Source organism: Xanthomonas sp. LF06-19 (genome assembly GCF_034105425.1).
GTDB classification, from domain to species: Bacteria; Pseudomonadota; Gammaproteobacteria; order Xanthomonadales; family Xanthomonadaceae; genus Xanthomonas_A; species Xanthomonas_A sontii.
In genome coordinates this window covers 408,152-424,860 of sequence record NZ_JAXGGH010000003.1, presented here as the reverse complement: position 1 = coordinate 424,860, position 16,709 = coordinate 408,152, and the positions used below count along the sequence as shown (strand labels likewise).

General features: G+C 70.0%; 12 protein-coding genes. 6 read left to right on the top strand and 6 right to left on the bottom strand.

Annotated features, from left to right (window positions below):
- Position 1 precedes the first annotated feature (1 nt).
- Both SLW55_RS08795 and SLW55_RS08790 read right to left on the bottom strand, forming a co-directional pair.
- A complete protein-coding gene (locus tag SLW55_RS08795) occupies positions 2 to 2,647 on the bottom strand; it encodes a PAS-domain containing protein (protein ID WP_267099664.1) in 2,646 nt (881 codons plus the stop codon).
- 316 nt (positions 2,648 to 2,963) lie between these two features.
- Entirely contained in the window at positions 2,964 to 4,136 is a 1,173-nt protein-coding gene (locus tag SLW55_RS08790; protein ID WP_017917402.1) for a porin, read from the bottom strand.
- Between the two features lie 449 nt (positions 4,137 to 4,585).
- On the opposite strand from SLW55_RS08790, the gene SLW55_RS08785 reads away from it, so the two are divergent.
- Positions 4,586 to 5,950, top strand: a complete 1,365-nt coding sequence (locus SLW55_RS08785) for a dicarboxylate/amino acid:cation symporter (protein WP_267084073.1) — start codon at positions 4,586 to 4,588, stop codon at positions 5,948 to 5,950.
- A gap of 148 nt (positions 5,951 to 6,098) precedes the next feature.
- The gene (locus SLW55_RS08780; protein ID WP_017910606.1) at positions 6,099 to 8,384 is read left to right on the top strand and encodes an NADP-dependent malic enzyme; all 2,286 of its coding nucleotides are present in this window, start codon (positions 6,099 to 6,101) and stop codon (positions 8,382 to 8,384) included.
- 463 nt (positions 8,385 to 8,847) lie between these two features.
- Here the strand turns inward: SLW55_RS08780 and SLW55_RS08775 are convergent, their stop codons facing one another.
- Positions 8,848 to 9,108, bottom strand: a complete 261-nt coding sequence (locus SLW55_RS08775; protein ID WP_225851569.1) for a helix-turn-helix transcriptional regulator — start codon at positions 9,106 to 9,108, stop codon at positions 8,848 to 8,850.
- Between the two features lie 180 nt (positions 9,109 to 9,288).
- On the opposite strand from SLW55_RS08775, the gene SLW55_RS08770 reads away from it, so the two are divergent.
- Genes SLW55_RS08770 through SLW55_RS08760 form a run of 3 tightly spaced genes read left to right on the top strand, consistent with a single transcriptional unit; the run spans position 9,289 to position 11,945 of the window.
- Entirely contained in the window at positions 9,289 to 9,486 is a 198-nt protein-coding gene (locus SLW55_RS08770) for a zinc-finger domain-containing protein (protein ID WP_010344507.1), read from the top strand.
- Between the two features lie 10 nt (positions 9,487 to 9,496).
- Positions 9,497 to 10,609, top strand: a complete 1,113-nt coding sequence (locus SLW55_RS08765) for a glycosyltransferase (RefSeq protein ID WP_267099663.1) — start codon at positions 9,497 to 9,499, stop codon at positions 10,607 to 10,609.
- On the top strand, positions 10,590 to 11,945 hold the full coding sequence (locus SLW55_RS08760) for an O-antigen ligase (protein WP_320744959.1): 1,356 nt from the start codon (positions 10,590 to 10,592) through the stop codon (positions 11,943 to 11,945). Before SLW55_RS08765 ends, SLW55_RS08760 begins: the two co-directional genes overlap by 20 nt.
- 4 nt (positions 11,946 to 11,949) lie before the next feature.
- Here SLW55_RS08760 and SLW55_RS08755 read toward each other — a convergent pair whose 3' ends face one another.
- Entirely contained in the window at positions 11,950 to 12,891 is a 942-nt protein-coding gene (locus SLW55_RS08755) for an LpxL/LpxP family Kdo(2)-lipid IV(A) lauroyl/palmitoleoyl acyltransferase (protein WP_152239322.1), read from the bottom strand.
- 103 nt (positions 12,892 to 12,994) lie between these two features.
- Between SLW55_RS08755 and waaA the strand changes: the two genes are divergently transcribed.
- Positions 12,995 to 14,314 carry a lipid IV(A) 3-deoxy-D-manno-octulosonic acid transferase gene (waaA, locus tag SLW55_RS08750; RefSeq protein WP_295914374.1) on the top strand — a complete coding sequence of 440 codons (1,320 nt, stop codon included), beginning with the start codon at positions 12,995 to 12,997 and terminating at the stop codon, positions 14,312 to 14,314.
- 302 nt (positions 14,315 to 14,616) lie between these two features.
- Here the strand turns inward: waaA and SLW55_RS08745 are convergent, their stop codons facing one another.
- Together SLW55_RS08745 and SLW55_RS08740 are read right to left on the bottom strand one after the other, a co-directional pair.
- A complete protein-coding gene (locus SLW55_RS08745) occupies positions 14,617 to 15,984 on the bottom strand; it encodes a TolC family outer membrane protein (RefSeq protein ID WP_017911135.1) in 1,368 nt (455 codons plus the stop codon).
- Positions 15,985 to 16,002: 18 nt separating this feature from the next.
- Positions 16,003 to 16,662, bottom strand: coding sequence for a protein-L-isoaspartate O-methyltransferase (locus SLW55_RS08740; RefSeq protein WP_010344493.1), 660 nt, complete (start codon positions 16,660 to 16,662; stop codon positions 16,003 to 16,005).
- Positions 16,663 to 16,709: the final 47 nt, after the last annotated feature.

Sequence of the window (16,709 nt, the reverse complement as noted above, 5' to 3'; positions counted from 1 at the left end):
CTCACCCACGCCGCAGCAACATCTGCGTCATCAGTGCGCGCAGGGCTGGCGCGCGGACCGGTTTGGCCAGGAAGCCCCAGCCGCGTTCCTGCGCCAGGGTGCGCAGCGCCGGATCGGCTTCGGCGGTGACCAGGATCACCCGCGGCTCGGCCTGCCAGCGTGCGCACAGCTGCGCGAACAGGGTCGGGCCGTGGCAGTCGCCCATGCGCACGTCCAGCAATACCAGTTCCGGCGCCTGTGCCGGCTGCGCTGCGGCCAGCGCCTGGTCCGGGCCGGCGGCCAGTTCCACCTGGCAGGCCCAGCGCGTCAGCAGGGTCCGGCTGGCCTCGCAGACGCGCGGGTCGTCGTCGATGCACCAGACCCGGCAGCCATGCAGGATCGGGTCGTCGCCGTTGTCGCTGGCCATCGCCGCCGGCACCTGGCGTTGCGCCGCAGCGGCATCGCCCAGCGGCACGGTCACCGAGAACACGCTGCCGCGGCCCAACTGCGAGCGCAGGCCGATACGGTGGCCGAGCAGGCGGCCGATGCGCTCCACGATCGCCAGGCCGAGGCCGGCGCCGCGATCGTTGGCGACGCCGTCGCCAAGTCGGCGGAATTCTTCGAAGATCTCCTGTTGCAGGGCGTCGGGAATACCCGGTCCCTGATCGTGCACTTCGATGCGCAGCTGCGCACCGTCGCGCCGGCAACCCAGCAGCACCCGTCCGCGCGGGGTGTAGCGCACCGCGTTGGAGAGGAAGTTCTGCAGGATGCGCCGCAGCAGGGTCGCGTCGCTGCGCACGGTGGCGCGGGTCGGTACGTAGTCCAGGCGCAGCCCACGGCCTTCGGCGACGATGCCGAACTCGCGTGCCAGGGTCTGCAGCAGCGGGTCCAGCGCCAGGTCCTGCACCTGCGTCTTCAACGTGCCCGCTTCCAGTCGCGAGATGTCCAACAGGCTGTTGAGGATCGCGTCCTGCGCCGCCAGCGCGTTGTCGACATGGTCGGCGATCTGCCGCGCATCGGCCTCGTGCAACTTGCCGCGCAGCGCCGAGACGAACATGCGCGCGGCGTTGAGCGGCTGCAGCAGGTCGTGCACCGCCGAGGCCACGAAGCGGGTCTTGTAGCGGTTGGCGTTCTCGGCCTCGCGCTTGGCCTCGGCCAGGTCGTGGGTGCGCTCGGCGACGCGGTGCTCCAGCGCGTCGGCCAGCGAGCGCAGCTCGCGCGCGGCGTTCTTGTAGCTGGTGATGTCGGCGTAGCTGGTCACGAAGCCGCCGTCGGGCAGCGGATTGCCGCGGATCTCCAGCACCGTGCCGTCGTCCTTCTCGCTCTCGCGCATGTGCGGACGGCCGCTGCGCAGGTGGTCCAGGCGGCGCTGGATCGCCGCTTCCACCGGGCCGGGGCCGAGCAGGCCGCGGCGTGCGTTGTAGCGGAACACATCCTCGATCGGGCGCCCGACCCGGATCAGTTCCGGCGGGAAGCGGAAGATCTCCAGATAGCGTGAATTCCACGCCACCAGGCGCAGTTGCGCATCGATGATCACCACGCCCTGCGGCAGGTGCTCCAGGCTGCGGCTGAGGCCGGTGTCGGCCTGCTGCGCGGCCTGCACGATACCGTCCTGGGCGGTGCGCAGCTCCTGCGCATGCTGCTGCAGCAACGCCTCCAGTTCGCGCCGGCTGCGCTGGCGCAGCCGTGCCAGGCGCTGGCGCTGCTGGAACAGCAGACCCAGGAACGACAGCGCCAGCCAGATCCCGGCCGCGGCCAGCGCGGCGGCGCGGCCGGCCGCGCGGCTGCCGCCGACGTCGTGCAGCAAGTGCAGGCGCCAGCCGCCCTCCGGCAGCGCCATGCTCTGCCACAGCAGCGGCGCCGGCTGCGCCGGCATGTCGATGCGCATCACCTGGCCGCCGTCGTCCAGCGTCTCCAGCACCCGCCGTCGCGCCGGCAGCAGCGTCTGCTGCGCGTACTGGCGGGTGGCCAGCAATTCGTCGCGCTCGTGCGCGCTGAGCGGTTGCAACTGGCGATAGCGCCAGACGTCGCGGCTGGACAGGAACACCACGCCATGGCCGTCGCTGACCAGCACTACGTCGGGCACGCGCAGCCATTCGTGCTCCAGTGCAGCCAGTTCGATCTTGATCACGATCACCCCGAGCGGGCGCCCGCGTGCGTCGAGGATCGCCTGCGAGAGGAAGTAGCCGGGCACGCCGGTGGTCATGCCGATGCCGTAGAAGCGGCCCTTGCCCTGCGCCAATGCCTGCTTCACATACGGGCGGAAGCTGTAGTCGGCGCCGACGTTGCTGCTGGCCAGGCGCCAGTTGCTGGCGGCCAGGGCCACGCCGTTGGCGTCGATCAGGGTCAGGGTCGAGGAGCGGGTGACGTCGTTGGCGCGCTCCAGCTTCAGGTTCAACTGCTGCTGGGTGGCTGCGTCCAGCGGATGGGTCAGGGCGTCGCGCAGTTCCGGATCCAGCGCCAGCACCTGCGGCAGGGTACGGTAGCGGTCGATGCGCTGCTGCAGCGTCTGCGCATACAGCTCCAGCTGTTGCCGCAGTTGCACGCTCTCGGCGCGCAACGCGCGCTGTTCGGCGACGTGCTGCGCCGACAGCATCGCCAGCACCATGCCGCCGACGATGACGACCAGCAGCAGGATCAGGCGACGATGGCGCAGGAGCGAGGGCATGCGGAAGAACGCGGCGACCGGGACCGCATCAGCTTAGAGGGTGCGCTGCCGTTTGCGGCATGCGGCGGAGATGGCGGGCGTCGCGGACCGCAAACGAACCGAAACCGCCGGCAGGTGCAACGGCGATCGCATCAGGGAACGTCGCCGGTGTCGTCTTGCGGATGTGCCGCAAACACGCTGTGGGCGCCGAGGCCGCATCACCCAAGGGGCCTTGGCATCGCCGACGCCCCTCCTGCGGCTCGCTGCGCAGCCTTTGCGGCTGGCGCAGCGGGGTGCACGCCGGCCGATCGCCTCGGATCGGCCGACGTGCGCTGGCTCAGAACTGGACCTGGGCGCGGACGTCCAGCGAGTTCGGCTTGACGTGCACGCCGGCGCGTTCGGCATCGGCGCGCACGTAGTTGACCTGGAACTTGAAGTGGCTGGTCAGGTACCAGTTGGCGCCGAAGGTCCAGTCGTGCTGGCGGCCACCGAGCACCGTGCCGTCGTCCAGGTCCAGGCGGCTGTAGCGCGCCAGCAGCTCGACCGCGCCGTATGCGTTGGCCGGCTTGATGTTGCCGACGTTGCCGGCGCTGTACGGCCGCGATTCGCCGGTCAGCACGTAGCTGGCGAACACGTACTGGCCGTCGGCGGTGTAGTCGGGGCGGCCGTTGTCGCGGGTCACGTCGGCGCGCAGCGCCTCGCCCTGCATCGAGAACGGTCCCTTGATCCAGATCGCTTCCAGGCCGGTGCGGCGCACCTGGTCGACGTCGACCAGCGTGCCCGAATCGATCAGACGCACGTCGGTCAGGCCGGCTTCCGGACGCGCACGGAAGCGCGCGCGCGGGCTGAAGCTCACGTCCAGGCCGTTGTGGTAGCCGCGCGGATTCTCCTGCGAGTACGCCAGGCCCAGGTGCAGCACGTCGCCGTCGGCCTTGAACGGGGTCCACACGCCGCGCACCGCCTGGGTGGTGCCGGGGTTGTCGCCCTGCAGGTCCTTGCCGCCGTAGGCGCCGGCCTGCAGCAGGTATTGCGGACGCTCGAAGGTCCACTCCACGCCGGTACGGCGGCCCTGGTAGATGGCCTGCACCGGCAGCGCCACTTCCATGAAGCTGTCCGCGCGCGAGCTGGTCACGCCTTCCAGGCCCACCGGCACCTTGATGTAGCCCAGGCGCACCTTGCCGTAGTCGGCGCCGAACAGGGCCTTGGTCTCGAAGCGGAAGAACACGTCCAGCCACAGCTTGGACTGGAAGTCGAAGTACACCATCGCGTCGTACACGCCCTTCTTCTTCAGCGTCGCGCCGAACTCCTTGCGCCGGAACGCATTGTCGTCCTCCAGGCGACCGTCGTCGTTGGAGAAGTTGTTCCAGTCGTAGGCGTAGTTGCCGGTCACGGCCAGTTCGGTGCCGTCGTTGAAGGCGACCTTGGTCGGCCAGTCGTCGAAACCGTTGGCGGCGACGGCGGGAGCGGCGGCGGTCAGGCCCAGCGCAGCGAAGAGGAGAGTGTGGCGCATGATGGAGTCGTCTCGGTAAGGAATGAAGGCGCGGCAGTCCCCGGCCGGGCTGGTGGTGCCATGGATGGCGCGGGCAGTGCGGCGGTGGACCGCACGCGAACGGCGAGGCCGCTGCGATGCGGACACGATGCCGGACGCGATGCCCCCTGCATGCAATAGCGGACGCGCCCGGCCGTTCTTTACGGCGATGTTGCAGTCCTGCGGCGCCGTCTCCCCCTGAAGACGTGCGCTGCGATGGCGGCCACGCCGCCATCGGCCGCGAGGGGCGGCGTCTGCGTGCGGCGTTGCGTCAGCCCTTCCGTGAGCCTGCTGCGCCACTGTAACCGCGTCGACACGGCGCGGCGCCGGGCCTAGTACCAATAGGTTATCTGCTTAGACGCTGGCGACGCGTACAAAGGCAGCATTCCGCGACCCGCGTCGGGTGGGCGGACCGTCCCGGAGTGCCTTCGATGCATATCTCAACTTCCCCGGCCAGCCCTGCGCCGCGGCCGGTGCCGTTCTACCGGCATACCTACGTCCAGGTGCTGGTGGCCATCGTCATCGGTGCCGTGCTCGGCCATCTGGAGCCGCAGTTCGCCACGCAGCTCAAGCCGCTGGCCGATGCCTTCATCAAGCTGGTGAAGATGATCATCGCGCCGGTGATCTTCCTGACCATCGTCACCGGCATCGCCGGCATGACGCACCTGAAGACGGTGGGCCGGGTGTTCGGCAAGGCGATGGTGTACTTCCTGTTCTTCTCCACCCTGGCGCTGGTGGTGGGCATGATCGTCGCGCACGTGGTGCAGCCCGGCGCGGGCATGGACGTCAACCTGGCCACGCTGGACCAGAGCAAGGTCGCCAGCTACGTGCAGAAGTCGCACGACCTGACCCTGGTCGGCTTCCTGATGGACATCATCCCCAATTCGCTGATCGGTGCGTTCACCGGCGACCAGGTGGTCAACGGCAAGCTGGTCGGGACCAACGTGCTGCAGGTGCTGTTCGTCGCCGTGCTGTTCGGCGTGTCGCTGGCCATGGTCGGCGAGCGCGGCAAGCCGGTCCTGAACTTCCTGGAGGCGTTGATCGCGCCGGTGTTCAAGCTGGTGCACATCCTGATGAAGGCCGCGCCGATCGGCGCGCTGGGCGCGATCGCCTACACCATCGGCGAGCACGGCCTGCACTCGCTGGTGCAGTTGGCCTGGCTGGTCGGTTCGTTTTACGTCACCTCGCTGCTGTTCGTGGTGGTGATCCTCGGCGCCGTCGCCTATCTGTGCGGCTTCTCGATCTTCAAGCTGATCCGCTACCTCAAGACGGAACTGTTGCTGGTGCTGGGCACGTCCTCGTCCGAATCGGCGCTGCCGTCGCTGATGGAGAAGATGGAGCGCGCCGGGTGCGAGAAGTCGGTGGTCGGCCTGGTGGTGCCCACCGGTTACTCGTTCAACCTCGACGGCACCAACATCTACATGACGCTCGCGGCGCTGTTCATTGCGCAGGCCACCAACACCGAACTCACTCTGGGCCATCAGATCACGCTGCTGCTGGTGGCGATGCTCAGCTCCAAGGGCGCGGCCGGTGTGACCGGCGCCGGCTTCATCACCCTGGCGGCGACGCTGGCGGTGGTGCCGGAAGTGCCGGTCGCCGGCATGGCGTTGATCCTGGGCGTGGACCGCTTCATGAGCGAATGCCGCTCGCTGACCAACTTCATGGGCAATGCGGTGGCCACCGTGGTGGTCTCGCGCTGGGAGAATGCGCTGGATCGCGACCGCCTGCGCCTGGCGCTGGATGGCGAGGCCGTGCCGCTGCCGGCGGTGGCGGCCGAACCGCTCGCCACGCGCTGATCCCTTGCATCACACGACGCGCCGGCCTTGCCGGCGCGTTGCTTTTTTCCTGCCCCCAAGGCCGTGGCGACAGCCGCCAGACAGGACCGCTCCTGCGGCTGGGGGTAGAATTCCGGGCCTCCGCGCCTTTCGACAAAAGAAGCCCTCGATGTCAAACGACGATTTCAAACAGGCCGCCCTCGACTATCACCGCCAGCAGCCGCCGGGCAAGATCAAGGTCTCCGCGACCAAGCCCATGCTGACCCAGCGCGATCTCTCGCTGGCCTATTCGCCGGGCGTCGCCTTCGCCTGCGAGGCCATCGTCGCCGATCCGAAACAGGCCAGCGAACTGACCGCGCGCGGCAACCTGGTGGCGGTGATCAGCAATGGCACCGCGGTGCTGGGCCTGGGCAACATCGGCCCGCTGGCGTCCAAGCCGGTGATGGAAGGCAAGGGCGTGCTGTTCCAGAAGTTCGCCGGCATCGACGTGTTCGACATCGAGATCAACGAGAACGACCCGGACAAGCTGGTCGACATCATCGCCAGCCTCGAGCCGACCTTCGGCGGCATCAACCTGGAAGACATCAAGGCGCCGGAGTGCTTCATCGTCGAGCGCAAGCTGCGCGAGCGCATGAACATCCCGGTGTTCCACGACGATCAGCACGGCACCGCGATCATCGTCGGCGCGGCCGTGCTCAACGCGCTGGTGGTCACCGGCAAGAAGATCGAAGAGGTCAAGCTGGCCACCACCGGCATGGGCGCGGCCGGCATCTCCTGCGTCAACATGCTGGTCTCGCTGGGCCTGAAGCCGGAGAACATCCTGGCCCTGGACCGCGACGGCGTGATCCACACCGGCCGCACCGACCTGGATCCGGACAAGGCGCGCTACGCGCGCGACACCGACAAGCGCACCCTGGCCGAGATCGTCGAGGGCGCGGACATCTTCCTGGGCCTGTCGGCCGCCGGCATCCTCAAGCCGGAGATGGTGGCGACGATGGCGCCGCAGCCGGTGATCTTCGCCCTGGCCAATCCGAATCCGGAGATCACGCCGGAGGCAGCCAAGGCGGTGCGTCCGGACGCGATCATCGGCACCGGCCGTTCGGACTATCCGAACCAGATCAACAACGTGCTGTGCTTCCCCTACCTGTTCCGTGGCGCCATCGACGTCGGCGCCACCGGCATCAACGAGGAAATGAAGATCGCCTGCGTCAAGGCGATCGCGGCGATGGCGCGGCGCGAGGCCTCCGACCTCGGCGCGGCCTACGGCGGCGAGACGCCGAGCTTCGGCCCCGACTACCTGATTCCGCGGCCGCTGGATCCGCGCCTGCTGGTCGAGCTGTCCTCGGCGGTGGCGCAGGCGGCGATGGATTCGGGCGTGGCCACGCGGCCGATCGCCGACATGGCCGCCTACCGCGACAAGCTCAGCCAGTTCGTCTACCGCACCAGCCTGATGATGAAGCCGGTGTACGACCGCGCCCGCGCCGACAAGCAGCGCGTGGTCTATGCCGAGGGCGAAGAGGAAGTGGTGCTGCGCGCGGTGCAGAGCGTGATCGACGAGGGCCTGGCGTTCCCGATCCTGATCGGCCGCCCGGACGTGATCGAGGCGCGCATCCAGCGCCTGGGCCTGCGCATCACTGCCGGCGTGGATTTCGAGATCACCAACATCCACGACGATCCGCGCTTCAACGACTACTGGCAGTACTACCACGCGCTCACCGAGCGCCGCGGCGTCACCGTCACCGCGGCCAAGGAACTGATGCGCTCGCGGCCGACCCTGATCGCCGCGGTGATGGTCGCGCGCGGCGAAGCCGATGCGCTGCTCACCGGCGTGGTCGGCCGCTTCCACAAGAAGCTCGGCTATGCGCGCAGCGTGATTCCGCTGGAGCCGCGGGTCAGTTCGACCTCGGCGATGACCGGTGTGATCAACCAGCAGGGCGCGTTCTTCTTCGTCGACACCCACGTGCAGGAAGACCCGAGCGTGGAGCAGATCGTCGAAGCCACGCTGCAGGCCGCCTATCGCCTGAAGCTGTTCGGCATCGAGCCGAACATCGCATTGCTGTCGCACTCCAATTTCGGCAGCCACGATTCGCGCGACGCGCTGAAGATGCGCCAGGTGCGCGAGGCGCTGCTCAAGCGCAAGCCCGAGCTCAACATCGACGGCGAGATGCAGGGCGATACCGCGTGGGACGAGGCGCTGCGCAAGCAGATCATGCCCAACAGCACGCTGAAGGGCCGCGCCAACCTGTTCGTGCTGCCGAACCTGGAAGCGGCCAACATCGCCTACAACCTGGTGCGCGTGTTCACCGACGGTGTGGCGATCGGCCCGATCCTGATGGGCATTTCCAAGGCGGTGCACATCCTCACCACCAGCGCCACCTCACGCCGGGTGATGAACATGACCGCGATCGCCGCGGTCGACGCGCAGATCCGCAAGCAGCTCGAAGCGGAAAAATAAGCCGCCACGCGGCTTCCAGCCCGCACCGGCCCGCATGACTGCGGTGCCGGTGCGGCTGCATGTGCTCAAGCGGCGCTTCGGGCGTGCGCACACGGCACGGCTGGCAGCACGGCTGCCACCCTCATGTCTTCAGGAGATCCGCTCGCGCGCTGCGCGCGCCTCACGTGCAGTCGTGCGCGAGGCCGTGCCTGAGCGCGCGATGTCGCCGCAGACGGAATGAGTGGCAGGGGAGGCGGCCGCGGTTGCGCCAGAGGCGTGAGGGAGTGACGCTGCAGCGGCACGCGTGCCGCAACCGCTGCGTCGGATCGCGGCGAGATCAGCGAAGGGGCGTGGCTGGAAGCGGTTTCATATCGGGGCGACAGCGAGTGTCGCAGTGCGAGTCGCGTCTTCACGCGCAGCCGGCACCTGGGCTGCGCGGGGTCGAGCCGGGCACGGGGACGGCGCCAGTGGCGCCGCGCCGCGCTCAGGCCATGCGCTTGCCCACCGGCAACGGCAGGCTGTCGCTGTCGGTCTGGTTCAGCTTGGACGGCTTGCCGGTCAGCAGCACATACGCATCGACGCCGGTAAGTTCGGCGATCTTCAGCAAATGCCGGGCATTGGGGACCGAACGGTTGTTCTCCCAATGACCCAGGGTGCTATGCGCCACGCCCAGCAAGGCGGCAAGCTCGCGCAGTGTGAAACCGGCATTTCGCCGCGCCTGCATCAAACGCACACCTATATCCACGAGACACCTCAAAGCGGCATGTCGGCGCCGCGTGATGCCAGCATAGTGGTGCGTTGGTTCCGTATCAAGCGAACCGGAAAGGCGCGTGAAAGGACCGCCTGGGGCCGCCGCCGCGCACCGCGCCCGTGGCGGGACGGGCTGCTAGAATCGCCTGTCCCTTTTTGCCGTGTCCCCACCGCCATGAGCCATACCGCCACCGCGCCCGCCAATGCCCAGACGCGCTACGAGGTGCGCCGCGCCGACCTGCCGCTGAGCTGCCCGACCCCGGAAATGGCGCTGTGGAACTCGCATCCGCGGGTCTACCTGCCGATCGAGGACGAGCCGGGCCTGGAAGCCAAGTGCCCGTACTGCGGCGCGGTCTTCGTGCTGGTCGACTGATCCGGGTTCGATGCACCGCCTGACCGTGGTGCAGCTGCTGCCGGCGCTGGAGTCCGGCGGCGTCGAGCGGTCCACCCTGGAAATCGCCCAGGCCCTGGTCGAGGCCGGGCATCGCGCCGTGGTCGTGTCGGCCGGCGGCCGGCTGCTGCCGGCGCTGGCCGCCACCGGCGCCGAACACATCGCCCTGGACATCGGCCGCAAGTCCTTGCTGACCCTGCGCCACGTGCCGGCGCTGCGGCGCCTGTTCGCGCGCGAGAGCGCGGACGTCGTGCACGCGCGCTCGCGGCTGCCGGCCTGGCTGGGCTGGCGCGCGCTGCAGGGCATGCCGGCGGCGCAGCGTCCGCGCCTGGTCACCACCGTGCATGGGCTCAACTCGCCGAGCCGCTACAGCGCGGTGATGACCCGCGGCGAGCGGGTCATCTGCGTGTCCGAGACCGTGCGCGACTACGTGCTGCAGCACTATCCGCAGACCGATCCGGCGCGCCTGCGGGTGGTGCCGCGCGGTATCGATCCGGCGCAGTTCCCGCGCCGTCCCTGGCCCGATGCGCAGGCGCGGGCCTGGGCCGTCAGCCAGGCGCCGGCGTTGGCCGGGGATGGGCCGCTGCTGTTGCTGCCGGGGCGCGGCACCCGCCTGAAGGGCCACGCCGACGCGCTGCGTCTGCTGGCGGCGCTGCGCGGCAAGGGACGCGACGCGCGGCTGTGGCTGCCGGGCGCGCGCGAGGCCGGGCGCGAGGCCTACATCCGCGAACTGGAAGCCGAGGCGGCGACCCTCGGCGTGGCCGACGCGGTGGCGTTCACGTCGCCGACCGCGCGCATCGCCGACGCCTACGCCGCCAGCGACCTGGTGCTGCAGCTGTCGCGCAAGCCCGAGGCGTTCGGTCGCACCGTGGTCGAGGCGCTGGCGGTCGGGCGGCCGGTGCTGGGCTGGGCGCATGGCGGGGTCGGCGAATTGCTGGCGCAGCTGCAGCCCGCCGGCGCAGTGGCGACCTTCGACGCCGTGGCCCTGCTGGCGGCCGCGCGCGCACTGCTGGCACAACCGCCGGCGCCGCCGGCCACGCTTCCCTATACGCTGCAGGCGATGCAGCGCAGCACCCTGGCGATCTATGACGAACTCCGGCCCTGACGGTTCCCTGTCCGCTTCTGCCTTGCCCGAAGTCCGCGAACGCTGGGCGCCGGTGTGGGTGCTGGTGTTCGTCGCGCTGTGGCCGGCGCCCGGCCTGGCCGCCGGGGTGCTGGCGCTGGGCGCCCTGGTCACCCTGGCGCGCCTGCTGCACAGCCGCTTCCGCGGCGGCGCGCGCCTGCTCAGCGGCCCGGCCTGGGCGCTGACCACGCTGCTGTTCCTCACCTACTGGCTGCCGCAGCCGCTGTCGGCGCTGGGCGCGGTGGACGTGCCGCTGGCACTGCGCGAATCGGCGGTGGACCTGCGTTTCCTGCCGTTCCTGTGGCTGGTGGCGATGGCGGTGGCGACGCCGCGCGGTCGCCGCACCACCTTCAATGGCCTGGCGGTGATCGCCGCGATCTGGACCCTGGATGCGCTGGCGCAGGCGTTGTGCGGCACAAGCCCGCTGTTCTGGTCGCTGGACCAGCTGAAGTGGGCGATCAGCCACCATGGCCTGTGCACGCCGCAGGAGATCGCCCTGGCCGATCGCCTCAGCGGCGTGTTCGGCCCGTGCAACCTGAAGTTCGGCCAGGTGCTGGCCAGTGTGTCGCCGTTCCTGCTGTGGCTGGCCGCGCGCCGCGGCGGTGCCTGGGGCTGGCTGATCGCGGCAGGGGCGGTCGGCGTGGTGCTGGTGCTGGCGGGATCGCGCGCGTCGTGGATCACCTTCGCGGTGCTGCTGGTGCTGTCGGGCTGGCGCCTGCTCGGTGCGCGCAAGCTGCTGGCACTGGGCGTGGCCGCGCTGCTGGTGGCGGGGGTGCTGGGTGTGGTGTCGCCGCAGGTGCACGACCGCTTCGAGCGCACCGCGCGCGCGCTCAGCGGGCATCCGGCCGACCTCAACGCGGCACTGACCGGGCGTGCGCAGATCTGGAGCGCGGCCTGGTGCATGATCCGCCAGCACCCGATCAACGGCGTCGGCGTGCGCGGCTTCCGCGAGGCCTACGTCGGGTGCGATCCGGATCCGGGCCATGCCGGGGAATGGGGGCGCGAGCCGGCCTTCCATGCCCACCAGATCGTGCTCGAGGTGCTCGCCGAGACCGGCGTGATCGGCCTGCTGCTGTGGCTGGCCGGTGCCGCGCAGGCGTGGCGCGCCTGGCGCTACGCCTCGGCGCAGGCGCGCGAGCGGGCGCGTCCGGCGATGCAGGCGCTGCTGATCACGGTGTTCCCGTTCAACACCCACCTGGCGTTCTATTCGTCGTTCTGGGGCGGGCTGACCATGCTGCTGATCGGCCTGTACGCCGGCGCCCTGCTGGCGAACGTCACTGAACCGGGCGAGCGCGCCGACGCCGCGACGCCGGGGTGAGCGCTCAGCCGCGCTCGTAGAAGTCGCTGCGGCCGCCTGGCTGGCGCTTGAAGCGGCGGTGGATCCACAGATACTGCGCCGGTGCTTCGCGCACCATCGCCTCGATGGCGGCGTTGACCCGCGCGGTGTCGGCGACCATGTCCTCCGACGGGAAGTCCTGCAGCGGCGGCGCGATGCGCAGCACGTAGTCGGCGCCTTCGCGGCGGTGGAAGTACGGCACCACCGCGCAGCCGGTCAGCCGCGCCAGCTGGTGGGTGGCGGTGATGGTGGCCGCGGGCATGCCGAAGAACGGCACGAACACCGTGTCCTTGCCGCGCATGTCCTGGTCCGGCGCGTACCACAGGAAACCGCCGCGCTTGAGATGGCGCACGCTGCCGCGCAGGTCCTCGTTGGCGAACATCGCGGTGGCGTAGCGCAGACGGCCGCGCTTGACCGCCCATTCGAACACCGGATTGCGGTGGCGCCGGTACATGCCGGCCAGCGGCACGTACTGGCACAGCAGCCGGCCACAGATCTCCAGGGTCATGAAGTGGCCCGACACCAGCAGCACGCCGCGGCCCTGCGCCTGCAAGGCCTGCAGGTGTTCAAGGCCCTCGATGCGGGTGCGCCGGCGGATCGCGCCGATGCCGCCCCACCAGGCGCGGGCGAATTCGAACACGCCCACGCCCAGCGCATCGAAGCTGTCGCGCAGCAGGCGTTCGCGCCAGGCATCGCTCTGCTCCGGGAAGCACAGTGTCAGGTTCACCTCGGCGGCGTGGCGGCGGGTGCCGGCCAGGCGCAGCGCCAGCCAGCCGATGCCGCGACCCAGGGCGCGCTGCAACAGCCAGGGCAGGCGCGCGGCGATCACCGCCAGGCCGAGCAGCAGCCAGGTGGGCCAGTGGCGGGGCGAGCGTGGCGGCGGTGCGGCCTGGGTGGCGGACGCGGGCGGAGTGGGGGCGGCAGACATGCGCCAAGTTTAGCCGGGCGCGCGCACGACCGCGTCGGCGTGCGCTGCGGCGCGCGTGGCGATCGTCTGCCGCCGCCTGCTTGCAACCGGCTATGCTGTCCGGATGCGCAACGATTTCATCGAGCGGCTGCTGCGCGGCCTGTACTCGGCCGTGCTCTATCTGCTGCTGCCGGTCACCGTCTATCACCTGGTCTGGCGCGGTTTCCGCGTGCGCCAGTACTTCCAGCGCTGGGACGAGCGCTACGCCTCGTATTCGCAGGCGCGCGGGCGGCCGCGGGTGTGGCTGCATGCGGTCTCGGTGGGCGAGGTCAACGTCGCCGCGCCGGTGGTCAATGCGCTGCGCGCGCAGCGCCCGGACATCCGCTGGGTGATCACCACCATCACCCCGACCGGTTCGGAGCGGGTGCGCGCGCTGTGGGGCGACGCGCTCGATCATGTGTATCTGCCCTACGACGTGCCCGGCAGCGTCGGCCGTTTCCTGCAGCACTTCCGCCCCAGCCTGGCGCTGATCCTGGAAACCGAGCTGTGGCCGAACATGCTGTTCGGCTGCCGCGACCGCGGCATTCCCGTGTACGTGCTCAATGCGCGGCTGTCGGCGCGTTCGTTGCGCGGCTACCGGCTGCTGCGGCCGTTGATCGGGCGCGCGCTGCGCACCGTCACCTGCGTGGCGGCGCAGTCGCAGGAGGATGCCGAGCGCTTCGTCGCGCTGGGCGCGCGTGCCGAGCAGGTGCGCGCGTTGGGCAACCTGAAGTTCGACATCGCCGCGCCTGCGCACTTGCCGGAGGTCGTCGCCGCGTTCCGCGAGCGCGTGCCGGCGACGCGTCCCGTGTGGATCGCCGCCAGCACCCACGACGGCGAGGAAGCGGCGGTGATCGAGATGCACCGGCAGTTGCGCCGGCAGTGGCCGGACCTGCTGCTGCTGTGGGCGCCGCGGCATCCGGAGCGCTTCGCCAAGGTCGAGGCGCTGGCGCGCGACCAGGGCTGGCGCGTGGCCACGCGCCGCCAGCAGCAGTGGCCGGGCGCCGAGGATGCGGTGTTCGTGATCGATACGCTGGGCGAGCTGATGGGGTTCTATGCGTGTGCCCAGGTGGCTTTCGTCGGCGGCAGCCTGCAGCCGATCGGCGGGCACAACCTGCTGGAGCCGGCGGCGGTCGGCACGCCGTCGGTGACCGGCCCGCACCTGCATAATTTTTCCGAGATTTCGCGGCGCATGCGCGAAGCCGGGGCGGTGGCCATCTGCGAGGACGCCGGCGCCGTGTGCGCGGCGCTGCAGACCCTGCTGGGCGATGCCGAGGCGCGCACGCGCATGGCCGAGGCCGGCTGCGCGCTGGTCGCCAACGGCCGCGGCGCGCTGCAGCGGACCCTGCAGTTGATCGCGCCGCACCTGCCGCCGCTGGCGGGCGATGCGGGCGTGGAGGACTGACGCGTCGTAGAGGCGCGCGGGCATATCCGTCGCAGCGGGTATCGCCATGACGGGCTGTTCATGGGAAGTCCCGTCGCGGCTGAAGCCGCTCCTGCGCCTCCTGCGAATGACATGCGTCGTTACTCGAGATGCCCTGCAAGTCGCGACGCATGGCAATCGCCATCCCTCTCCTCCCATCGCGCAGCGCGTCGGGACTGAAGTCCCTCCCACAGGAGGCTGCCGCCATTCGCCCCACGCCTCCATAAACAAAAACGGCGGACCCGAAGGCCCGCCGTTTCGGCGGCAAGCGCGCGTGCGTGCGCTTACTGCGTGCTGTTGGCGGAGTTGAGCTTGGATTCGGCGCTCTGGGTCAGCAGCGCGTTGATCGACTGCACCTCGGCCACGTCCAGCGAGCCGAGCGCCTGGCTCAGCAGCAGACGGTTCTGCAGGAAGTTGTAGCGCGCCTGCGCGTAGGCCAGCTGCGCCTGGTACAGGGTGCGCTGGTTCTGCACCACGTCCAGCACGGTGCGGGTGCCCACTTCCAGGCCGACCTGCGAGGCATCGAACGCGGCCTGCGCCGAGACCACCGCCAGGCGCCGCGCCTCGATTTCGCTGATCCCGGCCACCACCGTCTGGTAGGCGTTGCGGGTGTTGCGGTCGAGCGCGCGCTTCTGCAGTTCGTAGGTGTCCTGAGCGATGTCGCGCTGCGCCAGCGCCTGGCGCACGCCGGACTGGGTGGCGCCGCCGGCGAAGATCGGGATGTTCAAGGTCAGGCCGATGGTGTTGCTGTCGGCGCGCGGGGTGCTGCCGCTGCCGGAGACGCTGTTGCCCCAGTTCGCATCGCGGCCGGCGCTGGCCGACAGGCTCAGCGTCGGCAGGTGCCCGGCGCGTGCCGCCGAGACGCTGGCCTCGGCCGCCTGCACCTGGTACTGATAGGACCGCAGCGACGGGTTCTTGTCCAGCGCCGAGGCGATCAGGCTGTCGATGTCGCCGCCGGTAGCCGGCAGCTGCGGACGGAAATCCTCCGGCAGGCCGCGCAGGTCGCGCACCGGCTGGCCGGTGATCTGGGTCAGCGCCTGGTACAGGTCCTGCAGCGAGTTGCGCGCATTGATCGTGTCGGCGCGGGCCTGGTCGTACTCGGCGCGGGCTTCGTGCACGTCGGTGATCGGCGCCAGGCCCACTTCCAGGCGCTTGTCGGCGTAGTCGAACTGCTTCTTGGCGGCGGCTTCGTTGGTCTCGGCGGCGACCAGCGATTCGATCGCCACCAGCACGTTGAAGTAGGCCGCCGAGGTGCGCACGATCAGGTCGTCGTTGGCCGAATCCAGGGTGTAGTCGGCGGCCAGGCTGCGCGCCTTCTGCGCGCGCAGGTTGGAGAACTGGGCGAAGTTGACCAGGGTCTGCTGGCCCTGCACGGCGTAGCTGCGGCTCTTGCCGGTGCCGGCCAGTTCGCCGCCGCCGCGCTCGACTTCGCTATGGTTGCGCTGCAGCGACGCGCTGCCGTTGATCTGCGGCAGCAGGGCGGCGCGCGCCTGCACTTCGCCTTCCTTGTCGTACAGCCGGGTCGATTCCGCGGAGGCCAACTGCGGGTCGCTGTTGCGGGCCATTTCGTAGACTTGCAGCAGGTCCGTGGCGTTGGCGGCCAACGGAAACAGCGCGGCGGCCAGCGCCAGGACGAGGGATCGGCGGATCATTGCGGCTTCCTTGATGGATCAGAATGTGAACTGGGGGACTGGCGCTGCGCCTCGCAGGTAGTACGCCAGGTCGGTTTCGAACAGCGATTCCGTGCGCGGCGCGCCCGCTTCGGCATGCACCAGCACCGCTTCCATGACCGGCGCGCGGCCGCGGATCGCGAACAGGCGGCCGCCGGGGCGCAGCCAGGCCAGGAACTGGGCCGGGATCTCGGTGACCGCGGCGGTGACGCAGACCACGTCGAAGCGGCGCTCGCTGTTCCAGGCGAAGGCGTCGGCGGTCTCGATGCGGACGTTGCTGCCCAGGCCGGCGGCGTCCAGGTTGGCGCGCGCAGCGGCGGCCAGGGCCGGCTCGATCTCCAGGCTGACCACTTCGCGGCCGAGCTCGCCCAGGCAGGCGCTGACGAAGCCGCTGCCGGTGCCGATCTCCAGCACGTCCTCGCCCGGCTGCAGGTCCAGGGCCTGGAGCATGCGGCCTTCGATGACCGGCTTCATCATGAACTGGCCGTGGCCCAGCGGAATCTCCAGGTCGGCGTAGGCCACGGCGCGGTGGGCTGGCGGCACGAAGGTCTCGCGCGGCAGCCGCGACAGCACGTCGAGCACGCGCAGGTCCAGCACGTCCCAGGGACGGACCTGCTGTTCCACCATCTTTTCGCGGGCTTGGGAGTAGTCGATCGTCATTTCGGGCATCCAACGCGGAGGGCCGGGCATTTTAGCCGGCACGGAGG

Bases quoted from the DNA above. Each gene is read 5' to 3' on its own strand.
- SLW55_RS08765 (WP_267099663.1), top strand. From the start codon at position 9,497: ATGCACCGCCTGACCGTGGTGCAGCTGCTGCCGGCGCTGGAGTCCGGC.
- SLW55_RS08795 (WP_267099664.1), bottom strand. From the start codon at position 2,647: ATGCCCTCGCTCCTGCGCCATCGTCGCCTGATCCTGCTGCTGGTCGTC.
- SLW55_RS08770 (WP_010344507.1), top strand. From the start codon at position 9,289: ATGAGCCATACCGCCACCGCGCCCGCCAATGCCCAGACGCGCTACGAG.
- SLW55_RS08780 (WP_017910606.1), top strand. From the start codon at position 6,099: ATGTCAAACGACGATTTCAAACAGGCCGCCCTCGACTATCACCGCCAG.
- SLW55_RS08760 (WP_320744959.1), top strand. From the start codon at position 10,590: ATGACGAACTCCGGCCCTGACGGTTCCCTGTCCGCTTCTGCCTTGCCC.
- SLW55_RS08755 (WP_152239322.1), bottom strand. From the start codon at position 12,891: ATGTCTGCCGCCCCCACTCCGCCCGCGTCCGCCACCCAGGCCGCACCG.
- SLW55_RS08745 (WP_017911135.1), bottom strand. From the start codon at position 15,984: ATGATCCGCCGATCCCTCGTCCTGGCGCTGGCCGCCGCGCTGTTTCCG.
- SLW55_RS08740 (WP_010344493.1), bottom strand. From the start codon at position 16,662: ATGACGATCGACTACTCCCAAGCCCGCGAAAAGATGGTGGAACAGCAG.
- SLW55_RS08790 (WP_017917402.1), bottom strand. From the start codon at position 4,136: ATGCGCCACACTCTCCTCTTCGCTGCGCTGGGCCTGACCGCCGCCGCT.
- waaA (WP_295914374.1), top strand. From the start codon at position 12,995: ATGCGCAACGATTTCATCGAGCGGCTGCTGCGCGGCCTGTACTCGGCC.
- SLW55_RS08785 (WP_267084073.1), top strand. From the start codon at position 4,586: ATGCATATCTCAACTTCCCCGGCCAGCCCTGCGCCGCGGCCGGTGCCG.